We start from the raw sequence: 22,219 nt of genomic DNA, 5'->3' as shown, positions 1-22,219 counted from the left end.
GGTTGAAGGGGAGGAAAGGTGGTCAGCCGACGCCGAGTTCGGCGAGCAGTCGGGTGCGCAGCGCCGCGAATCCCGGGTCTCCGACCACGCGCGGCCGCTCCAGCGGGACACGGGTGTCGTGGGAGATCCGGCCCTCGCTCATCACGAGGATCCGATCGGCCAGCAGCACGGCCTCGTCCACGTCGTGCGTGACCAGCAGCACCGCGCAGCCGCGCCGCTGCCACAGCCGGGCCACCAGCTGCTGGGCCTTGATCCGGGTCAGGGCGTCGAGGGCACCGAACGGCTCGTCCAGCAGCAGCAGATCGGGCTCGCGCACCAGCGCCCGGGCGAGCGAGGCCCGCTGCGCCTCGCCGCCCGACAGGGTCTTGGGCCAGGCGTCCGTACGGTGTTCCAGCCCGACCTCGGCCAGGGCCCGTTCGGCGCGCTCGCGGTCCGGCCGCCCGGGCAGGCCGAGCAGGACGTTGCGCCAGACCCGCTTCCAGGGCATCAGGCGGGGCGCCTGGAAGGCCACGGCCCGCCGCTCCGGCACCAGCACCTCGCCCTCGATCTCCCGGTCCAGGCCCGCCAGTACGCGCAGGAGCGTGGACTTGCCGCAGCCGCTGCGGCCGAGCAGTGCGGTGAACTCCCCGGCCCGCAGGGTGAGATCGAGCCCGTCGATGACGGCCCGGCCGTCGAAGGAACGGGTCAGTCCGGCGACCCGGACGGCCGTACCGGGCTCGGCGGCTACTGCCCCGTGAAGGTCGGTCGCCATTGCAGCAGCAGCCTTTCGAGAGTGCGGACGACGAGGTCGGCGGTCAGGCCGAGGAAGGCGTAGACGACGAGGCAGACGACGATCACGTCGGTACGGAAGAACTCGCGCGCCTGGTTCATCAGGAAGCCGATCCCGGCATCGGCGTTGATGGACTCGCCGAAGACCAGGGCCAGCCAGGCGGTGGCGAGCGAGTAGCGCAGCCCGGTCATGAAACCGGGCAGTGCCCCCGGCAGCACCACGTGCCGCACCAGTCCCCATCGGCCGAGCCCCAAGGCGCCGCCCGCCTCGATGAGTTGCTCGTCGACTCCGCGGATCCCCGCGTACACGTTCAGGTAGAGGTGGAAGGCCGTACCGAGGGCGATCAGCGCGATCTTGGGGGCCTCCCCGATGCCCATCCAGATGATGAACAGCGGGATGAGGCCGACCCACGGAACCGTGCGCAGCATCTGCACGCTCGCGTCGATCAGGTCCTCGCCGAGCCGCGAGAGCCCCGACAGCAGCGCGAGGACCGTTCCCGCCGTACCGCCGATCAGCAGCCCGATCGCGACGCGCTGCAGGGACACGGCCATGGCGCCGGGCAGCGTCCCGTCCGCGATCAGGTCCGTTCCGGCGGAGGCGATGGTCGACGGCGGCGCGAGGGTGTCGGCCGGAAGCCAGCCGAGGCTGCTGGCCACTTGCCACAGGGTCAGCAACAGCAGGGGGCCGGCGGTGCGGCGGATCCAGCGCGGCACGGGCCGCCGCCGCGCCGAGGTCGGGACGACGGCGACCAGAGCGGAGGGTGATGCAGATGGTGATTCAGGGGATATGTCGGGCGCGGGCGGCGCATGGCTGATGCTGATGGTCATGGGGGCTCCACGGACGGGGAGGCAAGGAGGCGGGGCGCACGCGGCGGGGCCGTAGCCGCATCCGTGCGCACCGGTACGGGTGCGGCGGGACGGGTCCGGCTACGGAACCGGGAGGATCATCGGCGCCGGCGGGTTCGCGGCATGCGGGAGAAGAGCGCGGAGCGCTCGTGACACTGCGGGGAAAAGGGCGTCAGCAGCCGCGGCGACACGCGGCGGAGGCCACCCGCAGCAGGTCGATGTGACCGCGCGTGGTGAGCATGGCTGAACGCAACATGCGGCGAAACGTAGCCACCCGGCAGGGCGGGGGTCAATGGCGTCTCGCGGGCTGGACTCGCCGTCTCCGATATCGGGACACCGGTGAGCGGTCCCGTCAGTTTCCGCCCGCCCCCGGGCCGGTCCCGCGCAGCGTCGCCAGGACCGGTCCGACCGGCTGCAGGGTGAGGCCGGGGAACACTCCGGTCCGCCGGCTCCCGCTGTCCAGGTGGAACCGCTGCCCCAGCACGGCCAGCACGAGGGCGGCCTCCACCAGCGCGAACCGCGCCCCCAGGCAGGCCCGCGGGCCCCCGCCGAAGGGGAACCAGGCGTGCTCGGGCACCGGATGGGGGGCGTCCGCGTCCCACCGCTCGGGGCGGAAGGCCTCCGGGTCCGGGAACCACCGCGCGTCCCGGTGCACCGACCACGGGCTGGTCCACACCGCGGTTCCCACCGGCACCGCCCGCCCGCCGATGCTCGCGCCCTCCCCGGCCACCGCAGAGATCAGCCAGATCGGCGGATAGATGCGCAGCGCCTCCTTGACCACCTGCCGCGTCCAGGGCAACCGCGCGTAGTCGTCGTACGTCGGCAGCCGCCCGCCGAGCACCCGGTCCAGCTCCTCCGTCAGCCGGGCCCGCGCGTCGGGGGCGCCCGACAACAGCTGCCAGGCCCAGGTCAAGGTGGTCGACGTGGTCTCGTGGCCGCCGATGTAGAGGGTGATCGCCTCGTCCCGCAGCTCCTTGCGGGAGAGCGGGCCGCCCTCCTCGTCGCGGGCCGCGAGCAGTCGGCTCAGCAGGTCGTCCCGCTCCGCGCCGGCGGCCGACGCCGCCTCGTGTTCCCGTATGACGTGCTCGATCTCCCGGTCGAGGACCGCCACGGCCTCCCGCATCCGGCGCCGCCCGGGAGTGCGCACCCACGGCGGCAGGAACAGCGTCAGCCCCCGGAACTCCGCCCCCAGCTCCCGCTGCGCCGTGGCCATCGCCGCGCTGATGGGCGCCTCCCGGCCGGCCGCGTCGCTCCCGAACAGCGTGCGCACCGCGATCCGCTGGGTGAGCCCGGCCATCTCCCGGTGCACGTCGATCCGTTCGCCCTCGCGCCAGCCGCCGGCCAGCGCGTCCGCCCACTCCACCATCGTGGCGGCGTACGAGCGCACCTGGCGCGGCCGCACGGCGGGCTGGACCAGTGCCCGCTTGCGCCGCCAGTCGTCCCCGGTGGCGACGACCACCCCGTCGCCCAGCAACTGGCGGAAGGCCCAGCCCAGTTCCGTCGGCTTGAAGGTGGACTCGACGGCGCCGAGCAGTTCACCGGCGTGCTCGGGCCGGGAGACCAGCACGTTGCGCTGCGGGCCGAGGGCCCAGGGCACCCAGTCTCCGTAGTCGTCGCGCAGGGACTCGAAGAAGGCCAGTGGATCGCGGGCGAAGGCGGGCAGGTTCCCGAGCAGGGGCCACCGGCGGGGGCCGCTGTTGCGGGTGCCCGGGGGCAGGGTCGCGGTCACGCAGGCATGGTGACAGCAGCCTCCGCAGGGCACCAGAGGCGGGACCGCGCCGTTCGCCGGCCCTCGGCGCGCTCGACCGAACCCTCAGGCCGTCGGGCGCGCCGTCAGCCAGTCGTGCGCCGCGTCCGCGGTGAACTGCGCCTGCCCGCCCCGGAAGAGGAGTCCCGCCGAGGCGAAGGACGGGTCGTCCGCGATGTCCGTCGCGTACGGGACCACGACGCAGCCCATGCCCGCGGCGTGGGCGGCCAGCGCCCCCGGCGCCGCGTCCTCGACGACCACGCAGTCGGCGGGCCGCGCGCCCAGCCGGCGGGCCGCCTCCAGGAACACGTCCGGAGCGGGCTTGCCGTGCGCGACCTCCTCGGCGGAGACGACCGTGGTCAGCAGCGCGTCCAGCCCGGTGCCGGCCAGGACGGCGTCGATCGCCTCGAGCGAGGAACCGGAGGCCACCGCCATCGGCACCCCTTCGGCGTACAGCCGCTCGACGAACTTCCGCATCTGCGGGAAGACCTCGGTCCGGGTGCGGGCGAGCTCCAGATAGGCCGCGTTCTGCTCGGCGAGCAGCTGCTCGACCGGTGCCGGGATCCCGTACCGCTCCTTGAGGATCTCCAGCGTCTCCAGGGTGCCGATGCCGATGAAACGGGAGTGCTGTTCCCACGTGAAATCGGGGATTCCGTGCCGCTCCAAGGTGCGGCGCCCGGACTCGTAGTAGTTCGGTTCGCTGTCCACGAGGGTGCCGTCGAGATCGAATATGACGGAAATCATCCGGTATGCCCGTCCTGCCGCTTATGTCCTGTCGTAGTCATCCTGTCAGGTCTTGCGGGCGTTCCTCCCCACCGATTCGACCAGCGGCAGCAGCCGGTGCGGGACCCGCTCGCGCAGGGCCACCTCCGTCCGCGTGCGGACCACACCGGGCAGCTGGATCAGCCGCTGGATCACGTCCTCCAGGTGCGCGTTGTCGCGGGCCGCCACCCGGGTCAACAGGTCCCCGCCGCCGGTGATCGAGAAGGCCTCGATGATCTCCGGTACGGCGGCGAGCGCGTCCCCCACGTCGTCCAGATGTCCCTGGGTGACCTCGATGTGGACGAAGGCCAGCACCGGGTGGCCCAGCGCGGCGGGGGAGAGCACCGGCCCGGTCCCCGTGATCACGCCCGTGCGCTCCAGCCGGTCCAGCCGGGCCTGCAGGGTCCCGCGCGCGACGCCGAGGATCCGGGCGTACTCGCGAACGCTGGTGCGCGGCTGCTCGATCAGCAGACGCAGGATTCGGGTGTCGAGCTCGTCCACCGCCATGCCGCGACTGTACCAATGGCCCAGTTCAGCGCGATCGTTACCGGCCGGCGGCGGGCCCGGTGTGCAGCGGGGGCTGCCCCCGGTAGGCCAGGCCGATCACCAGCACCGCGGCGGCGGTCGGCAGCAGGAGCCAGCCCACCGTGCAGCCGGCCCGGATGACCAGCGCCCCGAGGACCCCGCCGGTGAACATGGCGAGGACGGACAGGCCGCGCAGTTTCCAGCCCGCCGTCCCGAATCCGTAGACGGCGTCGCGGCCCATGGCGGAGCCGCCGAGGAAAGCGGTCATGGACCGGGTGACCAGCGTCGTCGGCACTCCCGGCACGTTCGCCCGCATGATCGTGGTGTTGCGCAGGCCCATCGCCAGCGCCAGGACCGCCGTCACCGCCAGGTGCCGCGGGGTCGGCGATCCGTACCGGGGCACCAGCCCCCAGGCGGCGGCCGCGGCGGCCAGGATCAGTGCGGCCTCGACGATGAGGCCCAGGACGAACCAGCGCCGCCCGCGGGCCTCCGTCACCGCCTCCAGGTGGGAGCCGCAGATCACCCCGAGGACGAACGCGGCCAGCGAGATCCCGGCGGGCAGGGTCGGCAGATCGGGCGCCTGCGCGACGCCGAAGGCCAGGAACAGCACGTTGCCGGTCTGCATCGCCGTGAAGGCCGGCCCGAGCGCGAGCAGGCTCACCGCCTCGACCACCCCGGTCACCGCGGTCAGGGCGACCATCAGCGCCGGCATGCGCGGCGGGAGCTGCGAACCGGCCGTCCGCGCGGCCTTCCGCTTCTCGTCCATGACGCCCGACAGTGACACGCCCGCCCGGATCCGTCGGCGTCGACATGCCGGAAGGCATAGGGTCCGAGGCGTGAGCGACCTGTTGCTGGTGAGGCACGGAGAAACATCCTGGAGCGCCGACGGACGGCACACCGGACGCACCGACGTGCCGCTGAACGCGGGCGGCGTCGAGGAGGCCATCTCACTGGCCCCCTACTTCCGGGACCGGCACCCGGCCCTGGTGCTGACCAGCCCGCTGCACCGGGCCGTCGCCACCGCCGAACTCGCCGGACTCACCGACGCGGCCACCGACCCCGACCTGTACGAGTGGGACTACGGCGGCTACGAGGGCATCACCACCCGGGAGATCCGGCGGACCACCCCGGACTGGTCCCTGTGGACCGACGGCGTCCCGCCCGGCGACGCGGCGCACCCCGGCGAGAGCCCCGCCCAGGTGGGCGCCCGCGCGGACCGCGCCCTCGCCCGGGTCGCCCCCGTACTCGGCGCGGACGGCGGCGACGTCGTGTTGGTCGCGCACGGCCACTTCCTGCGCGTCCTCACCGCCCGCTACCTGGGCCTGGAACCGGCGGCCGGCCGGCTCTTCCTGCTGCGCACCGGCACGGTCAGCGTGCTCTCCACGGAACACGGGCTCCCGGTGATCGCGGGCTGGAACGTCCGCCCCTGACCGGCCCGTCCCGCCTCGCGCGGTCGCGGCGGGTGCGTGACCATTCGTACATGGGTCAGGACCGAACGGACGTCGAACACGAGCCGGAGCACGGGGAAGAGGGACTCAAGGCCAACGCGATCGGCTTCCTCGACGCGCTCGTCATCGGCCTCAACTCCACCTCGCCCGCCTACTCCCTGGCCGCCGTGCTCGGGCCGATCGTGGCCCTGGTCGGGATCTACGCGCCGGGCGTGATGCTGGCCTCCTTCGTGCCGATGCTGCTCATCGCCGCCGCCTTCTACTACCTGAACAAGGTGGACCAGGACTGCGGGACGACCTTCTCGTGGGTCACCCGGGCCATGGGCCCCTGGGCCGGCTGGCTCGGCGGCTGGGCGATCGCCATGACGGGCGTGCTGGTCATCGGCTCGCTGGCGGACGTCGCCGTCAACTTCGGCCTGCTCGCCCTCGGCCTCGACGACTGGGCCGCCAACCCCTGGATCCGGCAGTCCCTCACCGTCGCCGTGATCCTGGCCATGACCGCCGTCTGCGTCATCGGCACCGAGCTCTCGGCCCACCTCCAGGACGTCCTCATCCTCGCCCAGGTCTTCTTCCTGCTGGCCTTCGCGGTCGTCGCCCTCTACCGCATCTACGCCGGCACCAGCACCCTCGAGGAGATCGAGCCGTCCCTCGGCTGGCTCAACCCCTTCGGCGCGGGCGGCGCCGCCCTCACCGGCGGACTGCTGCTCGGCGTGTTCATGTACTGGGGCTGGGAGTCCGCGGTCAACCTCACCGAGGAGGTCGAGAACTCCGCCACCGCCCCCGGCAAGGCCGGAATCTGGTCGACGGTCATCCTCCTGGTCACCTACCTGTCCGTCTGCTTCGCGGTCGTCGGCTACGCGGGCACCACCTTCCTCGCCGAGAACGCGGCCGAGGAGGAGGCCATCTTCGCCGTGCTCGCCCACGAGGTCATGGGCGGCTGGGACTGGGTGGTGCTCCTCGCCGTCTGCACCTCCGCGCTCGCCTCCACACAGACCACGATCATCCCGGCCTCCCGCACCGCCCTGTCCATGGCCCGCCGGCACGCGCTGCCGCACCCGCTCGCGCACATCCACCACCGGTTCCGGACCCCGGACGTGAGCACCTGGTGGGTGGCCGGCATCGCCATCGGCTGGTACCTCGTCGTCAACCAGATCAGCGAGAACGCGCTCCTGGACTCCCTCACCGCACTGTCCCTGCTGATCGCCTTCTACTACGCGCTCACCGGCCTCGCCTGCGCCATCTACTACCGTCGCCACCTCACCGAGAACGCACACAACCTCCTGCTCATCGGCGTCGGCCCGGTGGTCGGCGCCGGCCTCCTGTTCTGGCTGCTGGTGGAGTCCATCGGAGACATGTCCGACCCGGAGAACTCGGCGAGCGGCGTCTCCTGGTTCGGCCTCGGCCCGCCGCTGGTCATCGGGATCGCGATCGCCGTCGCCGGCGTGCTCGTCATGTGCTTCTGGCGGGTACGGGACGGCCGGTTCTGGCAGGAGCGGCGGGGCGTGGTCGACCCGGCGCTCGTCCACACCGGGAAGCGCTGAGGAGTCCCGATGTCCGTGGTCCTTGGTTACGACGAGTCGCCCGGCGCCGAACGGGCCCTGCACGTGGCGCTGGAGGTGGCCACCGCCTTCGGCGAGCCGCTCGTCCTCGTCTACGGCGCGGCCGCGCCGGGCTCCACCGGCGAGGAGTACCGCGCCCACCGGGAGGCCGTCCGCCAAGTGGGCCGCAGCGCCCTCGCCCGCGCCGTCGAGGAGGCCGACGCCGCCGGGGTCCCCTCGACGGTCGAGGTCGTCGACGAGAAGCCGGCCCAGGCCCTCCTGGACGCCGCCGAACGCCACCACGCCCGCGTCATCATCGTCGGCAGCTGGGGCGACAGCCCGATCCGCGGCGCCCTGCTCGGTTCCACCCCGCACAAGCTCCTGCACCTGTCACCGGTGCCCGTCCTGTGCGTGCCGACCGAAGGCGGCCTGGCGCAGTGAGCCCGGGCGGGTCCCCACCGCACGGGAAAGCCAGTCCGTTGGCCTCCTGATGGCCGACGATCCCCGCCGGTAACTGTGCCAATGGTCCAGGCTCCGGGGCCCCGCTTGAGCCATTGCCCCTGCGGATGCTTATCTGTGTCGTATCCATGTACTTGCGGCGCTGCGCAGCGCCGGACGGCAACGAGGCCGGTTCCGGAGCGCGGCGCCTTCGCCGTGCCCGTCCACCGCCCACCACCCCCGGGCGGCTCCGGGCCGGCGCGCACCACTCGAGGGGGGCGGCACACCGCCGTGAAGAGGATGTTCGTGGCTCCGGATCCGGGGCGTCTGAGACTCAGGAACGCGGCCCGCGCGGTGATCGGCGTCGCCGCCGCCGTCGCCCTCGCCGAACTGTGCGGTCTCTCCCTGAGCGCCTCCATCACCGGGGGACTGGCGGCCCTGCTCGCCCTCTTCACCGTCACCGACGCGACCGTGCGCCGCCAGGCCGTCACCACCGCCCTGCTGCCCGCCGCCGGATTCCCGGTCCTCGCCCTCGCCACCGCCCTGCACGGGCTGACACCCGCCCGCGACGCGGCCTTCGTGCTCGTCGTCTTCTGCGGGGTCTACGCCCGCCGCTGGGGCCCGCGCGGACACGCCCTCGGGATCTTCGCGTTCATGAACTTCTTCATCACGCAGTTCCTGCACGCCGTCCCCGCCCAGCTCCCGGAACTGTTCGCCGCCGTGGGCCTCGCCCTGGTCGCCGCCGGCGCCGTACGGTTCCTGCTCTGGCCCATCGAGCGGCGCACCCCGCCGCCCGCCGCCCCCGCACCGCTGCCCGGCCGCGGCCTCGCCCGGCCCACCACCCGCCAGGCCTTCCAGGCCACCGCCGCGTGCGCCGTCGCCCTCGCCATCGGCCAGGTGCTCTCCGAGGACCGCTGGTACTGGGCCGTCGGCACCGCCTGGTGGATCTTCGTCAACACCGCCTCGCGCGGCGAGACCCTCGTGCGGGGCTTCCGCCGGGTGCTCGGCACCGTCATCGGCGTGGCCGCCGGCGTACTGATCGCCATCCCGCTGAACGGCGCGCCCGCGCCCACCGCCCTCCTGGTCGCCGCCTGCGTCTTCGCGATCTTCTACACGGCCGCCGTCTCCTACAGCTGGATGATCCTCGCGGTCACCCTCATGGCGGGACTGCTGTACGGCCTGCTGGGCGTGCTGGACCCCGGCCTGCTCGTGCTGCGCCTGGAGGAGACGGCCGTCGGCGCGGTGTGCGCGGCGCTGGCCGTGGTCCTCGTGCTGCCGGTCACCACCCACGCCACGAACGACGCCTGGATCCAGCGCGCCCTGCACTGCGTACACGCGGCCACCGCCCAAGCCGCCGCCCGCCTGGCCGGCTCCCCGACGGCGGACCCGGCGCCCCACGCCGCCGAGCTGGAGACCCTGCTGGCGAGGGTCCGGATGGCGCTCGCTCCGCTGGTCCACCCGCTCAGCCCGTTCCGCGCGCGCAAGGCCCGCGCCGGCCAGGTCATCGCGCTCCTGGACGACTGCGCGCGCGAGGTGCGCGGCCTGGTCGCCGTCGCCGCCGACCCGGACGCGAGCCACGACGCCCGCCTCGCCACGGCCTGCTGGCGCGTCGAGGCCGCCGTGGAGGCGCTGACCGCCGGGGAGCGGGGCGCGAGCGGGCCTGCCCCGGCCCGCGAGAGCGTGGCGCACACCACCGCCTCCGGGCCCGCGCTCGCCCACCTGCACGGCCTGGAGCGGGCTCTCGCCGAACTCGCCGCCCCGCTGGGCAGCGACCCGCGGGCGCCGTTCGTCGTCAGCGCCTGACCAGGCCCTGCGCCGAGAGCGCCAGCCCCGCCGGCAGCCGGCCGGCGGAGTGCACCACGCCGAGGGTCTGGGTGGCCCGGGTCAGCGCCACGTACAGGTCGCTGGGCTGGAAGTCGGCCGGCTCCACCACGACCACCGTGTCGAACTCCAGCCCCTTGGCCTGGCGCGGATCCAGCAGGACGACCTCCCGGGTCAGATCCGGCTCCGCGCCCTCCCGCACCCCCGGCAGTACGGCGGCCAGCGCGGCGTGCAGCGCCCGCGGGGCGATCACCGCGAGCCGCCCCTGCGCCGGCCGCTCCCGCTCCACGGCCTCCGCGACCGCCCGCGCCGGGTCCCCGGCCTCCCGCGCCCACGGCCGCACCCCCGTCGTGCGTACCGAGCGCGGCGGTTCGAAGCCGGGATCGCGCTCCCGCAGCACGGCCGCCGCCACCTCCATGATCTCGGCCGGGGTGCGGTAGTTCACCCCCAGCCGGACCAGCTCCCAGCGCTCGCCCACGTACGGGGAGAGGATCCGCTCCCAGGAGCCGCAGCCCGCCTCGTCGGCGGTCTGCGCGGGATCGCCGACCAGCGTCATCGACCGGGTGGGGCAGCGCCGCATCAACAGCCGCCACGCCATCTCCGACAGCTCCTGCGCCTCGTCCACGATCACATGGCCGAAGGCCCACGTGCGGTCGGCGGCCGCCCGCTCGGCGGCGCTGCGGTGGTCGGCCTCCTCCTGGCGCTCGGCCATCCGCTCGGCGTCGATGATGTCGTGGGCCGCGAGGTACTCGTTCTCCTCGTCCTCGAACTCGTACGACTGGGAACCCTCGGACAGGTCCAGCACCCCCTGCGCGTACGCGATGCGCTGCTGCCGTTCCCGTTCCTCGGCGGCGCGCCGGGCGCTGTCGTCCTCCCCCAGCAGCTCGGCCGCCTCGTCCAGCAGTGGTACGTCGGCCGGGGTCCAGTCCGGGCGTGCCGAGGGCGCGCGCCGGATCAGCCCGGCCTCGTGCGCGGACACGTGCGTGGGATCCGCCAGGAAGTCGGCGACCAGCTGCTCGGGGGTGAGGGAGGGCCACAGCGAGTCGATCGCCGCGTGCACGGCGGGGCTCATCGCGATCTCCTTGCCGAGCTGGGCCACGTCGTCCGGGCCGAGCAGGTTCGGCCCGCCGTACGGATCGGCGCCCAGCCGGTCGGCGAGCTGCGCGGTGAGCGCGTCGATGATCCGGAAGGCGAAGGCGGGGCGCGCCTGGTTGTGCGGCAGCCCGGTGGCCCGGGCCCGGTCCCGTGCCTCGTACGCCATGGTGCGGTCCAGCAGCAGGGTCCCGTAGTCGTCGTGGTCGATCTCCAGCGCGGGCTCGGGGACCGTGGCGTACTCCTCCCCGGTGCCCGCCGGCACGGTCTCCGGCAGGCCCTGCCGATCGGCCACGACCAGGGCGAGGACCTCCGCCATCGCGGCCCGGCCCTTCACCGCGGCGGCCCCGGGGCGGTCGGTGCCGGTGGCGTGCACGCCCGGGAAGAGCTCTCCCGGAGTGGCGAGCAGCACCCCCGTCTCGCCGAGGGCCGGGAGCACCTCGCCGATGTACCCGAGGAAGGCCGGCCCCGGTCCGACGATCAGCACCCCGCGCTTGGCGAGCAGTTCCCGGTGGGCGTACAGCAGGTACGCGGCGCGGTGCAGCGCGACCGCGGTCTTCCCGGTGCCGGGGCCGCCCTCCACGACGAGCACCCCGCGGTGCGGGGAACGGATGATCCGGTCCTGCTCGGCCTGGATCGTGCGCACGATGTCGTGCATGCGGCCGGTCCGGGCGGCGTCGAGCGCGGCGAGCAGCACGGCGTCCGCGTCCGCGCCCTCGTGGCCGGTGCGTTCCGCGTCGGTGAGGTCGAGGATCTCGTCGTGCAGGGCGGTGATCTCGCGCCCCCGGCTGCTGATGTGCCGGCGCCGGCGTAGCCCCATGGGGGTGTGGCCGGTGGCGAGGTAGAAGGGGCGGGCCACCTCCGCGCGCCAGTCCAGCACCAGCGGCGTGCGGTCCGCGTCGTCCGCGCGGATCCCGATCCGGCCGATGTGGTGGTCCCTGCCGTCGGAGAACTCCAGACGGCCGAAACACAGGCCGTTCTCACCCGCATTCAGCGCGGAAAGCAGGCCGGACTGCTCGGCGACGAGGACATCGCGCTCGAGGCGCGCCTGAAACCCGTTCCCCACGTCGTGCAATGCCCCTTCGACCGCACGTTCGGCCTGGTCGCGCAGGTCGTCGAGGCGCCGATAGAGATCGGTGACGAATTGCTGCTCTTTTCGGAATTCCTCGGTTGACAATTGCACTCCCACCGCGATACAGTGTCCTCGTAAGGTTCTTTGTGGCTTCTCTTTCCGTGAAGTCACGAACCAATCAATATACTCTCTCGCATCCCTCGGCAGCGAATTCGGCCGGGGGATTTTTTGCGTACGGTGGACCCCATGACCACCGCACACGGCTCCGCCGACGGAATCGTCTACCGCCTCGCCCGCCCCGAGGACGCGGGTGCCATCGAGGCCCTGGACAGCTCTTTCACCACCGCCACGGTCTTCGAGGTGGCCGCCGCCGAGGACGGCTTCGGCTTCCGGCTCCGCGAGGTTCCGGTGGACCCGCCCGTGCACAAGGTGTTCCCGCCCGAGGAGCACGACGAGCAGGGCTTCGGCGGCGCCGCGGGCCGGGACGCGGACGCGCGCACCTACGTGGCCCTCGAGGGCGGCGAGGTGTGCGGCTTCGCGGCCGTCGGCTACGCCGCGTGGAACCGGCGCCTCACGATCGAGGACATCGAGGTCGCGCCCGGCCGCCGGGGCCGCGGCATCGGCCGCGCGCTCATGGAGTGCGCGGCGGACTACGCCCGTGAACGGGGCGCTGAGCACCTGTGGTTGGAGGTCAGTTCGGTCAACGCCCCCGCCGTGCACGCCTACCGGCGGATGGGCTTCGGATTCTGCGGCCTCGACACCACGCTCTACGACGGCACCCCGGCCGTCGGCGAGCGGGCGCTCTACATGAGCCGGCCCTGCCGCTGAACCCGCGCGTGCGCCGGATCGTACGCCCCAACCCGCCCCGTCCGCAGGCCGATCGGTGAAGATCACTCAGAGGAGTGTTCCGGTCGCTCTGGCCGCACACCGCTGACCTGCGGCATGTACAACGGGTAATTGTTTACTGCACATTCATCCGGCACGTACAGGGTGGATCTGGTCGGACAGGGGGTAACGGCCCGGAATGGAAATTCTTCAACAGCGCTCCACCACCGCTCAGGTGTGGGAAGCGGCCGAGGAGTTCATCCGACTCTTCCACCGGGAGACCAAGGGCGCGGGCGATCCGCGCGCCCGGCTCGCCGCCGTCAGGGCCGAACTGGCCGCGACCGGCACCTACGTGCACACCCCCGAGGAGCTGGCCCACGGGGCGCGCGTGGCCTGGCGCAACAGCAACCGCTGCATAGGCAGGCTCTACTGGAACTCGCTTCGGGTCCGCGACCGCCGCGGGCTCACCGCCTCCGACGACATCGCCGCCGAGTGCTTCGACCACCTGCGCGAGGCGACCAACGGCGGCAGGATCAGACCCACCATCACGGTCTTCGCCCCGGACGCCCCCGGCCGGCCCGGCCCGCTGATCTGGAGCGAGCAGCTCATTCGCTACGCCGGGTACGGCGACCACCCCTCCATAACCGTCGGGGACGCCCGCAACGCCCCGCTCACCGAGGCCCTGCTCCAGCTCGGCTGGGCCGGCGGCTCCGGCAGCCCCTTCGACCTCCTTCCGCTGGTGGTCCAGGGCGTCGACGACAAACCCCGCTGGTTCGACACCCCCGCGGACGCCGTCCTCGAGGTGCCGATCGAGCACCCCGACGGCGACTTCTGGGCGGACTGGGGGCTGCGCTGGCACGCCGTACCCGCCATCTCGAACATGTGCCTGGAGATCGGCGGCATCCACTACCCGGCCGCGCCCTTCAACGGCTGGTACATGGGCACCGAGATCGGCGCGCGCAACCTCGCCGACACCGACCGGTACAACCTCCTGCCGGCCGTTGCCCGCCGCCTCGGACTGGACACCTCCAGCGAGCGCTCCCTCTGGAAGGACCGCGCGCTCGTCGAGCTCAACCGGGCGGTCCTGCACTCCTTCGACCGCGCGGGCGTCGCCATCGCCGACCACCACTCCGAGTCCCGGCGGTTCCTGTCCCACATGGAGCGGGAGGAGCGCAAGGGGCGCGAGGTGGGCGCGGACTGGTCCTGGATCGTGCCGCCGATCTCGGGCTCCGCCACCCCGGTCTTCCACCGCACCTACGAGGACAGCCCGAGCAGCACCGCGTACGTGCACCACCCCGGCGCGCGAGAACGGGCCCAGGGGCGGGATTTGGTCTAGACCTTCTGTTACCGTCGGCTCCGAACGGATCCGAGAGCGGTGAGAGGGGCCTCGTGTGGGCGGCGCTGACAGTATCGACCATCGCGGCGAACACCGGGCCTACATCGGCTCGTTCACCTCGGGGGGCGGCCGCGGTGTCACCACCGCGGCCGTGGATCCGGTGACCGGAGCGCTGGCCACGCTCTCGGTCGCCGCCACCGACGACCCCTCGTACCTCGCGCTCGCCCGGGACACCGGTGTGCTCTACGCGGTGAACGAGACCGACGAGGGCGCGGTGACCGCCTTCCGGACGACCGCCGACGGCCTCGCCCCGCTCGGCGCCGCCTTCCGCGTCGGCGGCTCCGGTCCCACCCACCTCAGCGTCGGCGGGGGCCGGCTGCACATCGCCAACTACACGTCCGGCAGCGTCAGCAGCCTCCCGCTCGCCGCCGACGGCAGTCCTGCCGGGCCCGCCCACGTCCTGCCGCACGAGGGGAGCGGCCCCGACGCCGACCGCCAGGAGCGGCCGCACGCCCACCAGGTGCTGCCCGACCCGAGCGGCCGCTGGGTGCTCAGCGTGGACCTCGGCACCGACTCGGTGCGCATCTGCGCGCCGGATGCGGCCACCGGCGAGCTGCGCCTCCACGCCGAGACCGCGCTGCGCGCCGGGACCGGCCCCCGCCACCTCGTCTTCCACCCGGAGGGCGCCGTGGTCTACGTCCTGCACGAGCTGGAGCCGCAGGTGACCGTCTGCCGCTGGAACGGGGCGTCCGGGCAACTGGAACCGGTCCGGGAGGTTCCGGTCGCCCCCACGGGCCCCTCAGGGGCCGTGCGGGCCTATCCCTCGGCGATCGTCGCCTCGCCCGACGGGCGGTTCGTCTGGGTGGCCGTCCGCGGTGCCGACGTCATCGCCACCTTCTCCCTGGCCGACGGCCCCGAGGAGCCGCGGCCCACCGGCGCCGTGGACTGCGGCGGCGACTGGCCGCGCGATCTCGCCGTCGACCCCTCGGGGCGCCGGCTCTACGCGGCCAACGAGCGCTCGGGCGACGTCACGTGGTTCGACGTGGACCCGCTGACCGGCCTGCCGCACCGCGCCGGCTCACTGGCCGTACCCGCGGCCACTTGCGTGGTCCTCGGCGGACCGGCGTACGGGTCCCCGTAGGGGCCTTCGGACAGGGCGGCCGCACGGACCGTCCGTACGGGGCCACGGGAAAGGCCCCCGGCGAGCCCTGGAGGCCAGGGTCGGCGGGGGCCTTCTCCGTCACGGACGGACGGGTCAGTGGGCAGCGGCGCCCTGGGCGATCCCGAGGGCCGCGGAGTACTGGGCGACGGCCAGCTTGCCGAGCGCCGGGTAGGCCCCGAGCACCTCGGCGGTGGCGCAGTCGGCCTCCTTGCAGGCGGTGTCCAGCAGTCCGTCGGCCGCCTCCGGGCCGATCAGGTACGGGGCGAGCGCGAGCTGTGTGGAGCCCTCGCCGCGCAGCTGCTCGGCGACGGCGGCCACCGAGCCCTCCTGGTCCAGCGCGGCCGCCTTCACGGGCACGGCGAGCCGGGCGGCGAGCAGCATGCCCGTGATCCCGGCGGCCTGCACGGCCTCCTCGCCACCGGTGGTGGCCAGGACGATGCCGTCGGCGGCGGTGGTCACGGTGAAGAGCCGGGCGCGGTCGGCACGGGCCAGGCCGGCCTCGGACAGCCGCACGTGCAGGCCCTCGGCGAGCAGCGGGTGCGGGCCGAGCACGTCGGCCAGCTCGGCGGCGGCCGAGGAGTCCATCAGTGCCTGGCGGATCCGGCGGAGCAGGTCCGCGTCCGGGCCGGCGAGCAGCGGTACGACCACGGCGTCCGGGCCGGTCGGCGCGGGCACCTCGTGGCCGGCGGCGCGGGCGAACTCCGCGCGCGCGGCACGCTCGGTCGCGACGGCGGTCAGCACGCCGGACAGGGACGGGAACTCGGAGGCGTCGTCACCGTCGAGGAAGCCGATGCGGGCGTCGAGGCCCGGCAGCTCGGAGCGGCCGATGCTGATGATCTCTTCCGCCAGCTGCCGCGAGGCGGCCGAGGGAGCACCGGGCACGGCGAGCACCAGCGCGGGCGCGCCCTCGGGCGCCGCCGCGGGCTCGGGCCGGCGGTGCCGTCCGGTCTGGCGGGGTCGCGGCATTCGTACGGGCAGGCCATTTGCGGGCCCAGTGGGGGAGCTCATGGCGCCGCATGCTACTGGCTTATCGGAACAAGGTGTTCGGGCAGGGCCTTCTCGGGAGGCATCTGTCCGCATTTATCCGATGAAGGGCAGATACCGTCAACTGACCGACGGGAGGCGCCCGGCCACCCCATTGGACCAGTAGAGTGACACAGCGTGGCACCACGACCTTTGAATGAACTCGTCGAAGCAGGCTGGGCGAAGGCCCTGGAGCCCGTGTCCGGACGCATCGCGGCCATGGGGAACTTCCTCCGCGGCGAGATCGCCGCGGGCCGGACCTACCTGCCGGCCGGCGCGAACGTACTGCGCGCCTTCCAGCAGCCCTTCGACGACGTCCGCGTCCTGATCGTCGGACAGGACCCCTACCCCACGCCGGGGATGGCCATCGGCCTGAGCTTCGCCGTCGCGCCGGACGTGCGCCGGCTGCCGGGCAGCCTGGAGAACATCTTCCGCGAGATGAACTCCGACCTGGGGCTTCCCCGGCCGTCCAACGGGGACCTCACCCCGTGGACCCGCCAGGGCGTGCTGCTGCTGAACCGGGCCCTGACGACGGCGCCCGGAAAGCCGGCCGCGCACCGCGGCAAGGGCTGGGAGGAAGTGACCGAGCAGGCGATCCGGGCCCTCGCCGCCCGGGGCACGCCCCTCGTGTCGATCCTGTGGGGCCGCGACGCGCGCAACCTGCGGCCGCTGCTCGGGGACCTGCCCGCCGTCGAGTCGGCGCACCCCTCGCCGATGTCGGCGGACCGCGGTTTCTTCGGCTCGCGCCCCTTCAGCCGGGCGAACGACCTGCTCGCGCGCCAGGGCACGCAGCCCGTCGACTGGCGGCTGCCCTAGGGGGTTTTGCGTCCGGCCCGCTCCATTCGGCGCTGCCCGGCCCCGTCCGCATCCGTTCCGGGCGTGAACGGGGAAGGATGGGCGAAGGGGACCGTCCGGCTCCCGCCGGCCGCGGTCCCGGCACGGAACGATCGGAGCACAGCCCGTGAGCACGCATCCCCGGAACCCGAGCCCCACCCCGGCCACCGCCCCGGTCCCGGCCACCGGACTGCGGTGCCTGGTCACCGGCGCGGGCGGCTACATCGGCGGCCGGCTCGTCCCCGAGCTGCTCGACGCCGGACACCGCGTGCGCTGCCTGGCCCGCACCCCGGCCCACCTCAGGGACCACCCGTGGGCCGGCCGGGCCGAGGTGGTCCGCGGTGACGTCACCGACGCGGAGAGCCTGCGTCCCGCCCTGCGCGACGTGGACGTCGCCTACTACCTGGTGCACTCCCTGGGGGCCGGGCACGACTTCGAGGAGACCGACCGGCGCGCGGCCACGACCTTCGCCACCGAGGCCCGCGCCGCCGGGGTCGGTCGCATCGTCTACCTCGGCGGCCTCACCCCGCGTGGCGTGCCCGAAGCGGAACTCTCCCCGCACCTGCGCTCCCGCGCCGAGGTCGGCCGGATCCTGCTCGACTCCGGCGTGCCCACGACCGTACTGCGCGCGGCCGTCGTCATCGGCTCCGGATCGGCCTCGTTCGAGATGCTCCGCTACCTCACCGAACGGCTCCCCGTGATGGTGACGCCGAGCTGGGTCGGCACCCGGGTCCAGCCCATCGCCGTACGGGACGTGCTGCGCTACCTCGTCGGCAGCGCCCGGATGCCGCGGGACGTCAGCCGGGCCTTCGACATCGGCGGCCCCGACCTGCTCACCTACCGGGACATGATGATGCGCTACGCGGCCGTCGCCGGACTGCCCCGACGGCTCATCCTGCCCGTCCCCATGCTCACCCCACGCCTGTCCAGCCACTGGATCGGCCTGGTCACGCCCGTACCGGCGGCCCTCGCGCGGCCGCTCGCCGAATCGCTGAAGTACGAGGTCGTCTGCGCGGAGGACGACATCCGGCAGTACGTGCCCGACGCGCCGGGAACGCCCGTCCCCTTCGACCGCGCCCTCACGCTCGCCCTGGAACGGGTCAAGGAGGCACGCGTCACGACCCGCTGGTCCAACGCCTCGCTCCCCGGTGCCCCGAGCGACCCACTGCCCACCGACCCCGACTGGGCGGGCGGCAGCCTCTACACCGACGAGCGCGAGCAGTCCGTCCCGGCGACCCCGCACCAGCTGTGGCGGGTCATCGAGGGAGTGGGCGGGACGAACGGCTGGTACTCCTTCCCGCTCGCCTGGGCGGTGCGGGGCCAGCTCGACCGGCTCGTCGGCGGGGTGGGGCTGCGCCGGGGCCGGCGCGACGCCGACCGGCTCAGGGTCGGCGACACGCTCGACTTCTGGCGGGTCGAGGAGATCGAGCGGGGGCGCCTGCTGCGGCTGCGCGCGGAGATGCGGCTCCCCGGACTCGCCTGGCTGGAGATGCGCGTCGACCGCGACGCCGAGGGCGGCACGCTCTACCGCCAGCGGGCCCTCTTCCACCCGCGCGGCCTGGCGGGACAGCTGTACTGGTGGAGCGTGGCGCCGTTCCACGCAGTCGTCTTCGGCGGAATGGCCCGAAACATCGCGCGCACCGCCGAGAAGACGGCGGACGCACCCGCACGGGAGAGCGCCGTGAGCACAGTGGGGCCCGTGGTGCATCCGGGAGGCGACGACGGCCGGAAGTGAAGGCGGCAAGTCCGCACGCAGCCCACCCGCCGTCGCCGCGCGCGCCCGCAGGGTGGCCGATCGCCGGGAGTGGCGTCATGAACTCCGTCGTCCTTTTCACCTCCGACCTCCGCCTGCACGACCACCCGACCCTGTGCGCCGCCCTGGCCGCCGGGCACGACGTGGTGCCGTTGTTCGTCCGGGACCCGGCCGTGGACCGCTCGGGCTTCGCGGCGCCCAACCGGCTCGCCTTCCTCGCCGACTGCCTGGCCGACCTCGACGCCGGCCTGCGCGACCGCGGCGGCCGGCTCGTCGTACGCACCGGGGACACGGTCGCCGAGCTGCACGCCGTGGCGCGGCAGGCCGATGCGGACGAGGTGCACATGGCGGCCGGGTGCTCCCGCTTCGCGCGCGATCGCGAGGCACGGCTGAGGCGCGCCCTGGAGTCCGACGGGCGCCGCCTCTACGTCCACGACGGGGTGACCACGGCCGTGCCGCCCGGCGCCGTCACCCCGCAGGGATCCGACCACTTCGCCGTCTTCACCCCGTACTTCAGGCGCTGGGCCGCCGAGCCGCTGCGTACGCCCCTCGCCGCCCCCCGGGCCGTCCCGGTGGTCCGCGGGGTGCGCTCCGAGGCGCTGCCGTCACGGGCCTCCGTGACGGACGTGTCCGAGGGGCTCCCCGCAGGTGGGGAGCGGGAGGGCCGCCGCCGGCTCGGCAGCTGGCTGTCCCGGCTCGCCGACACCTACGAGGAACGCCATGACGACCTCGCGGGTGACGCTACCTCCCACCTGTCCGCGTACCTCCACTTCGGCGCCGTGTCGGCCACCGAGGCCGTCCACCGGGCTCGCGCCCGCGGCGGCACGGGCGCGAGCGCCTTCGTACGGCAGCTGTGCTGGCGGGACTTCCACCACCAGGTGCTAGCCGCCCGGCCGGAGACGGCCACCGCGGACTACCGGCCGCGGCAGGACCACTGGCGGCGGGGCGCCGAGGCGGAGGCGGACCTCAGGGCCTGGCGGGAGGGGCGGACCGGCTACCCGGTGGTCGACGCCGCCATGCGGCAGCTGGCCCACGAGGGCTGGATGCACAACCGGGGACGCCTGATCGCGGCCTCCTTCCTCACCAAGACGCTGTACGTCGACTGGCGCGAGGGCGCCCGCCACTTCCTGGACCTCCTCGTGGACGGCGACGTGGCGAACAACCAGCTCAACTGGCAGTGGGTGGCCGGGACGGGGACCGACACCCGGCCCAATCGGGTCCTCAACCCCGTCCTCCAGGGCCGGAAGTACGACCCCCACGGGGCCTACGTCCGCCGCTGGGTCCCCGAACTCGCGGGCGTGCCCGCCGGGACGATCCACGAGCCGTGGAAACTCATCGGCCTGGAACGGGCCGCCTGCGACTACCCCGACCCGATCGTGTCCCTCGCCGACGGTCTGGCCCGCTTCCGCCACGCCCGGGGCCGGGACTGACCCACCGGGCCGTCGTCCTGCGCCCGAAGCGCAGGACGATGCAAGAACGATGCGAGTTGAGGCGCCTGCCTCCCGCGTCGGAGCCTGAGGAGCGGGAGCGGCCCGGCTCCCGGCAACGGCGAGGAGGCGGAGTCGTCATGGGCGCAGCAGCCGGCACGATGGAGGTCCTCCCGGGCCCGCTCCGGGGCGTGGTCTCGGCCGGGGGCTCGACCGGGGGCTCGGGCCCGCTCCGGGGCCTGCTCTCGCACGAGGAGGCCGGACTCTCGGACGAGGAGGTCGGCCGCGGGATCGGGCGGGGCGACGCGGACTGCTTCGCCCTGGCCCACCGGCGGTGGGCCCGCCTCGTGCACCACCTGGCCGCCCGCACCCTCGGCGACGCCAGGGAGGCCGAGGACGTCACCCAGCAGGTCTTCCTCGCGGCGTGGTCCGGCCGCGCCGGCTACCGCCCCGAGCGCGGGCCCGTCCCCGCCTGGCTGGTCGGCATCGCCCGCCGGAAGATCGCCGACGCGCTCACCGCCCGGACCCGCCGGCTCGCCCTGGCCACCGCGGCCGGGGAGGCCCAGGCACCGGCCGCCCCGGCGCCCGACGGGTGCGAGCGGGCGCTCGACCGCCTCCTCGTCACCCGTGAACTCGCGCGGCTGCCGCGGGTCCAGCGCGAGGTCCTGGCCCTCGCCTTCTACGCCGACCTGACCCAGGTCCAGATCGCCCACCGCACCGGCCTGCCCCTGGGCACGGTCAAGAGCCATGCCCGGCGCGGGCTCCAGCGGCTGCGCCGGGCCCTAGAAGGTGTCGTAGAGCCGGGAGACCAGGTCAAGCGCCTCCCGCAGACCACCGGGGCGCAGGGTGCCGGGTCCGGGGGCGCGACCCGCCCAGCCCGGGCCGGCGAGCACCATCACGGGGTGCGTCCGCGCCCCCTTGACCCCGAAGGCGCTCGCGGCGACGTACCGGGCCAGCGCGTGGTCGGCGGTGGAGCGGGCCTGGGACCAGAGCACCACGGCGGCCGGTCCCGTGCGCCGCACGGCCGCGTCCAGCGTCTCGGCGGGGACGGCCGCGCCGAACATCCGGGCGGGCAGGCCGCGTTCGGCGAGCCCCGCCGCCAGCGCCTCCAGGGGCAGGGTGTGCTGTTCGGCCGGAACGCAGGCCAGTAGCACCGGGGGAGCGCCGGTCCGCCGTACGGGGGCGGGCGCCACGCGCCGCAGGGCGGTGGAGACGTGCCAGGACAGCAGGTGCTCCACCTCGACGTAACGGTCGCCGGAGGACTGCCACTTGCGTCCCACGGCGTGCAGGGTCGGCACCATCACCTCCTCCCAGACGGTGACGAGCCCGTGGCCCGCCATGAGGTCGCCCAGCAGCGAGTCCAGGGCCGGGCCGTCGAGGCGTACGGCGGCGCGGGCCAGCCCGCGGCTCTCCCGGACCACGTCCCGCTCGTCCGGCCCGCCCCGCACGGCGCCGGAACGCACGAGCCCGTGGGCCGCCCCCGGCGGGAGTGGCGGCCCGGTCCGGCCGGCCGGACGCGCCCCCGGCCCCAGGTCCGCGACCGCGCCGGAGCGCCCGCCCCGGGCAGCCCTGGCCGCCCGCGCCGCCTCGGCGGGCGGCACCCCGGAGGCGGTGAGCCGGCACATCTCCTCCAGCATCGCGATGTCCCCGGGGGTCCAGCGGCGGTGCCGCCCGTCCTGGCGCGCCGCGGGGCCGATGCCGTACCGCTGGTCCCAGGACCGCAGCGTGGTCGGCGACACGCCCAGGTGGCGTGCCACCGCGCCCGTGGTGATGCCAAGCGTCGTCTCGGACATGCGTCCACC

The 22,219-nt window shown here is 74.1% G+C and carries 20 protein-coding genes and 1 pseudogene; 11 read left to right on the top strand and 10 right to left on the bottom strand.

What is annotated here, in order from left to right; all coding sequences use genetic code 11:
• Positions 1-22: 22 nt before the first annotated feature.
• From ACZ6JT_RS22755 to ACZ6JT_RS22725, 7 genes are all read right to left on the bottom strand, one after another.
• Complete coding sequence (locus ACZ6JT_RS22755) at positions 23-751, bottom strand: ABC transporter ATP-binding protein (RefSeq protein WP_469212301.1); 729 nt, start codon at positions 749-751, stop codon at positions 23-25.
• Positions 724-1,590, bottom strand: a complete 867-nt coding sequence (locus ACZ6JT_RS22750; RefSeq protein ID WP_469212570.1) for an ABC transporter permease — start codon at positions 1,588-1,590, stop codon at positions 724-726. Before ACZ6JT_RS22750 ends, ACZ6JT_RS22755 begins: the two co-directional genes overlap by 28 nt.
• Positions 1,591-1,786: 196 nt before the next feature.
• The gene (locus tag ACZ6JT_RS22745) at positions 1,787-1,855 is read right to left on the bottom strand and encodes a putative leader peptide (protein WP_351286961.1); all 69 of its coding nucleotides are present in this window, start codon (positions 1,853-1,855) and stop codon (positions 1,787-1,789) included.
• 111 nt (positions 1,856-1,966) lie between these two features.
• Entirely contained in the window at positions 1,967-3,343 is a 1,377-nt protein-coding gene (locus ACZ6JT_RS22740; protein ID WP_469212299.1) for a cytochrome P450, read from the bottom strand.
• An 84-nt stretch (positions 3,344-3,427) separates the two neighbouring features.
• Positions 3,428-4,105: an HAD family hydrolase gene (locus ACZ6JT_RS22735; protein WP_469212297.1), complete on the bottom strand. Its 678-nt coding sequence runs from the start codon at positions 4,103-4,105 to the stop codon at positions 3,428-3,430.
• 45 nt (positions 4,106-4,150) lie between these two features.
• Positions 4,151-4,630 (bottom strand): Lrp/AsnC family transcriptional regulator, encoded by a 480-nt coding sequence (locus tag ACZ6JT_RS22730; RefSeq protein WP_030709058.1) that lies wholly within the window; start codon positions 4,628-4,630, stop codon positions 4,151-4,153.
• 37 nt (positions 4,631-4,667) lie between these two features.
• Positions 4,668-5,414 (bottom strand): YoaK family protein, encoded by a 747-nt coding sequence (locus tag ACZ6JT_RS22725; protein WP_469212295.1) that lies wholly within the window; start codon positions 5,412-5,414, stop codon positions 4,668-4,670.
• A gap of 70 nt (positions 5,415-5,484) precedes the next feature.
• Between ACZ6JT_RS22725 and ACZ6JT_RS22720 the strand changes: the two genes are divergently transcribed.
• The 4 genes from ACZ6JT_RS22720 (at position 5,485) to ACZ6JT_RS22705 (ending at position 9,875) form a co-directional block, all read left to right on the top strand.
• Complete coding sequence (locus ACZ6JT_RS22720) at positions 5,485-6,078, top strand: histidine phosphatase family protein (protein WP_469212293.1); 594 nt, start codon at positions 5,485-5,487, stop codon at positions 6,076-6,078.
• Between the two features lie 50 nt (positions 6,079-6,128).
• Entirely contained in the window at positions 6,129-7,637 is a 1,509-nt protein-coding gene (locus ACZ6JT_RS22715) for an APC family permease (RefSeq protein WP_469212292.1), read from the top strand.
• A gap of 9 nt (positions 7,638-7,646) precedes the next feature.
• Positions 7,647-8,075: a universal stress protein gene (locus ACZ6JT_RS22710; RefSeq protein ID WP_469212291.1), complete on the top strand. Its 429-nt coding sequence runs from the start codon at positions 7,647-7,649 to the stop codon at positions 8,073-8,075.
• A gap of 297 nt (positions 8,076-8,372) precedes the next feature.
• Positions 8,373-9,875: an FUSC family protein gene (locus ACZ6JT_RS22705; protein ID WP_469212568.1), complete on the top strand. Its 1,503-nt coding sequence runs from the start codon at positions 8,373-8,375 to the stop codon at positions 9,873-9,875.
• Here the strand turns inward: ACZ6JT_RS22705 and ACZ6JT_RS22700 are convergent.
• Positions 9,865-12,162 (bottom strand): HelD family protein, encoded by a 2,298-nt coding sequence (locus ACZ6JT_RS22700; protein ID WP_469212288.1) that lies wholly within the window; start codon positions 12,160-12,162, stop codon positions 9,865-9,867. The genes ACZ6JT_RS22705 and ACZ6JT_RS22700 overlap by 11 nt on opposite strands.
• Before the next feature lie 141 nt (positions 12,163-12,303).
• On the opposite strand from ACZ6JT_RS22700, the gene ACZ6JT_RS22695 reads away from it, so the two are divergent.
• The 3 genes from ACZ6JT_RS22695 (at position 12,304) to ACZ6JT_RS22685 (ending at position 15,359) form a co-directional block, all read left to right on the top strand.
• Positions 12,304-12,885, top strand: coding sequence for a GNAT family N-acetyltransferase (locus tag ACZ6JT_RS22695; protein ID WP_469212286.1), 582 nt, complete (start codon positions 12,304-12,306; stop codon positions 12,883-12,885).
• Positions 12,886-13,081: 196 nt separating this feature from the next.
• The gene (locus ACZ6JT_RS22690) at positions 13,082-14,218 is read left to right on the top strand and encodes a nitric oxide synthase oxygenase (RefSeq protein ID WP_469212284.1); all 1,137 of its coding nucleotides are present in this window, start codon (positions 13,082-13,084) and stop codon (positions 14,216-14,218) included.
• 55 nt (positions 14,219-14,273) lie between these two features.
• Complete coding sequence (locus ACZ6JT_RS22685) at positions 14,274-15,359, top strand: lactonase family protein (protein ID WP_469212283.1); 1,086 nt, start codon at positions 14,274-14,276, stop codon at positions 15,357-15,359.
• A gap of 114 nt (positions 15,360-15,473) precedes the next feature.
• Here the strand turns inward: ACZ6JT_RS22685 and ACZ6JT_RS22680 are convergent, their stop codons facing one another.
• On the bottom strand, positions 15,474-16,388 hold the full coding sequence (locus ACZ6JT_RS22680; RefSeq protein ID WP_365473342.1) for a sirohydrochlorin chelatase: 915 nt from the start codon (positions 16,386-16,388) through the stop codon (positions 15,474-15,476).
• A gap of 153 nt (positions 16,389-16,541) precedes the next feature.
• Here ACZ6JT_RS22680 and ACZ6JT_RS22675 point away from each other — a divergent pair, with 153 nt between their 5' ends.
• The 4 genes and pseudogenes from ACZ6JT_RS22675 to ACZ6JT_RS22660 form a co-directional block, all read left to right on the top strand.
• The gene (locus ACZ6JT_RS22675; protein ID WP_469212280.1) at positions 16,542-17,219 is read left to right on the top strand and encodes a uracil-DNA glycosylase; all 678 of its coding nucleotides are present in this window, start codon (positions 16,542-16,544) and stop codon (positions 17,217-17,219) included.
• 145 nt (positions 17,220-17,364) lie between these two features.
• Positions 17,365-18,972, top strand: a complete 1,608-nt coding sequence (locus ACZ6JT_RS22670) for an SDR family oxidoreductase (protein WP_469212278.1) — start codon at positions 17,365-17,367, stop codon at positions 18,970-18,972.
• A 77-nt stretch (positions 18,973-19,049) separates the two neighbouring features.
• A complete protein-coding gene (locus ACZ6JT_RS22665; protein WP_469212276.1) occupies positions 19,050-20,420 on the top strand; it encodes a cryptochrome/photolyase family protein in 1,371 nt (456 codons plus the stop codon).
• A 158-nt stretch (positions 20,421-20,578) separates the two neighbouring features.
• Positions 20,579-21,205 (top strand): annotated as a pseudogene (locus ACZ6JT_RS22660) (sigma-70 family RNA polymerase sigma factor); the annotation flags it as partial.
• Here ACZ6JT_RS22660 and ACZ6JT_RS22655 read toward each other — a convergent pair.
• Positions 21,200-22,210 carry a MerR family transcriptional regulator gene (locus ACZ6JT_RS22655; RefSeq protein ID WP_469212274.1) on the bottom strand — a complete coding sequence of 337 codons (1,011 nt, stop codon included), beginning with the start codon at positions 22,208-22,210 and terminating at the stop codon, positions 21,200-21,202. The pseudogene ACZ6JT_RS22660 and the gene ACZ6JT_RS22655 overlap by 6 nt on opposite strands.
• Positions 22,211-22,219: the final 9 nt, after the last annotated feature.

The sequence above is a fragment of the Streptomyces sp. NPDC046308 genome (genome assembly GCF_055588065.1).
Note: the sequence above shows the minus strand (reverse complement) of the source record. Positions and strands in the feature narration are given on the sequence as shown.

What these genes read in the sequence shown, in the direction of transcription:
- ACZ6JT_RS22755 (WP_469212301.1), bottom strand. Translation starts at nt 751, where the DNA reads ATGGCGACCGACCTTCACGGGGCAGTAGCCGCCGAGCCCGGTACGGCC.
- ACZ6JT_RS22735 (WP_469212297.1), bottom strand. Translation starts at nt 4,105, where the DNA reads ATGATTTCCGTCATATTCGATCTCGACGGCACCCTCGTGGACAGCGAA.
- ACZ6JT_RS22730 (WP_030709058.1), bottom strand. Translation starts at nt 4,630, where the DNA reads ATGGCGGTGGACGAGCTCGACACCCGAATCCTGCGTCTGCTGATCGAG.
- ACZ6JT_RS22725 (WP_469212295.1), bottom strand. Translation starts at nt 5,414, where the DNA reads ATGGACGAGAAGCGGAAGGCCGCGCGGACGGCCGGTTCGCAGCTCCCG.
- ACZ6JT_RS22715 (WP_469212292.1), top strand. Translation starts at nt 6,129, where the DNA reads ATGGGTCAGGACCGAACGGACGTCGAACACGAGCCGGAGCACGGGGAA.
- ACZ6JT_RS22710 (WP_469212291.1), top strand. Translation starts at nt 7,647, where the DNA reads ATGTCCGTGGTCCTTGGTTACGACGAGTCGCCCGGCGCCGAACGGGCC.
- ACZ6JT_RS22705 (WP_469212568.1), top strand. Translation starts at nt 8,373, where the DNA reads ATGTTCGTGGCTCCGGATCCGGGGCGTCTGAGACTCAGGAACGCGGCC.
- ACZ6JT_RS22695 (WP_469212286.1), top strand. Translation starts at nt 12,304, where the DNA reads ATGACCACCGCACACGGCTCCGCCGACGGAATCGTCTACCGCCTCGCC.
- ACZ6JT_RS22690 (WP_469212284.1), top strand. Translation starts at nt 13,082, where the DNA reads ATGGAAATTCTTCAACAGCGCTCCACCACCGCTCAGGTGTGGGAAGCG.
- ACZ6JT_RS22680 (WP_365473342.1), bottom strand. Translation starts at nt 16,388, where the DNA reads ATGAGCTCCCCCACTGGGCCCGCAAATGGCCTGCCCGTACGAATGCCG.
- ACZ6JT_RS22665 (WP_469212276.1), top strand. Translation starts at nt 19,050, where the DNA reads ATGAACTCCGTCGTCCTTTTCACCTCCGACCTCCGCCTGCACGACCAC.
- ACZ6JT_RS22655 (WP_469212274.1), bottom strand. Translation starts at nt 22,210, where the DNA reads ATGTCCGAGACGACGCTTGGCATCACCACGGGCGCGGTGGCACGCCAC.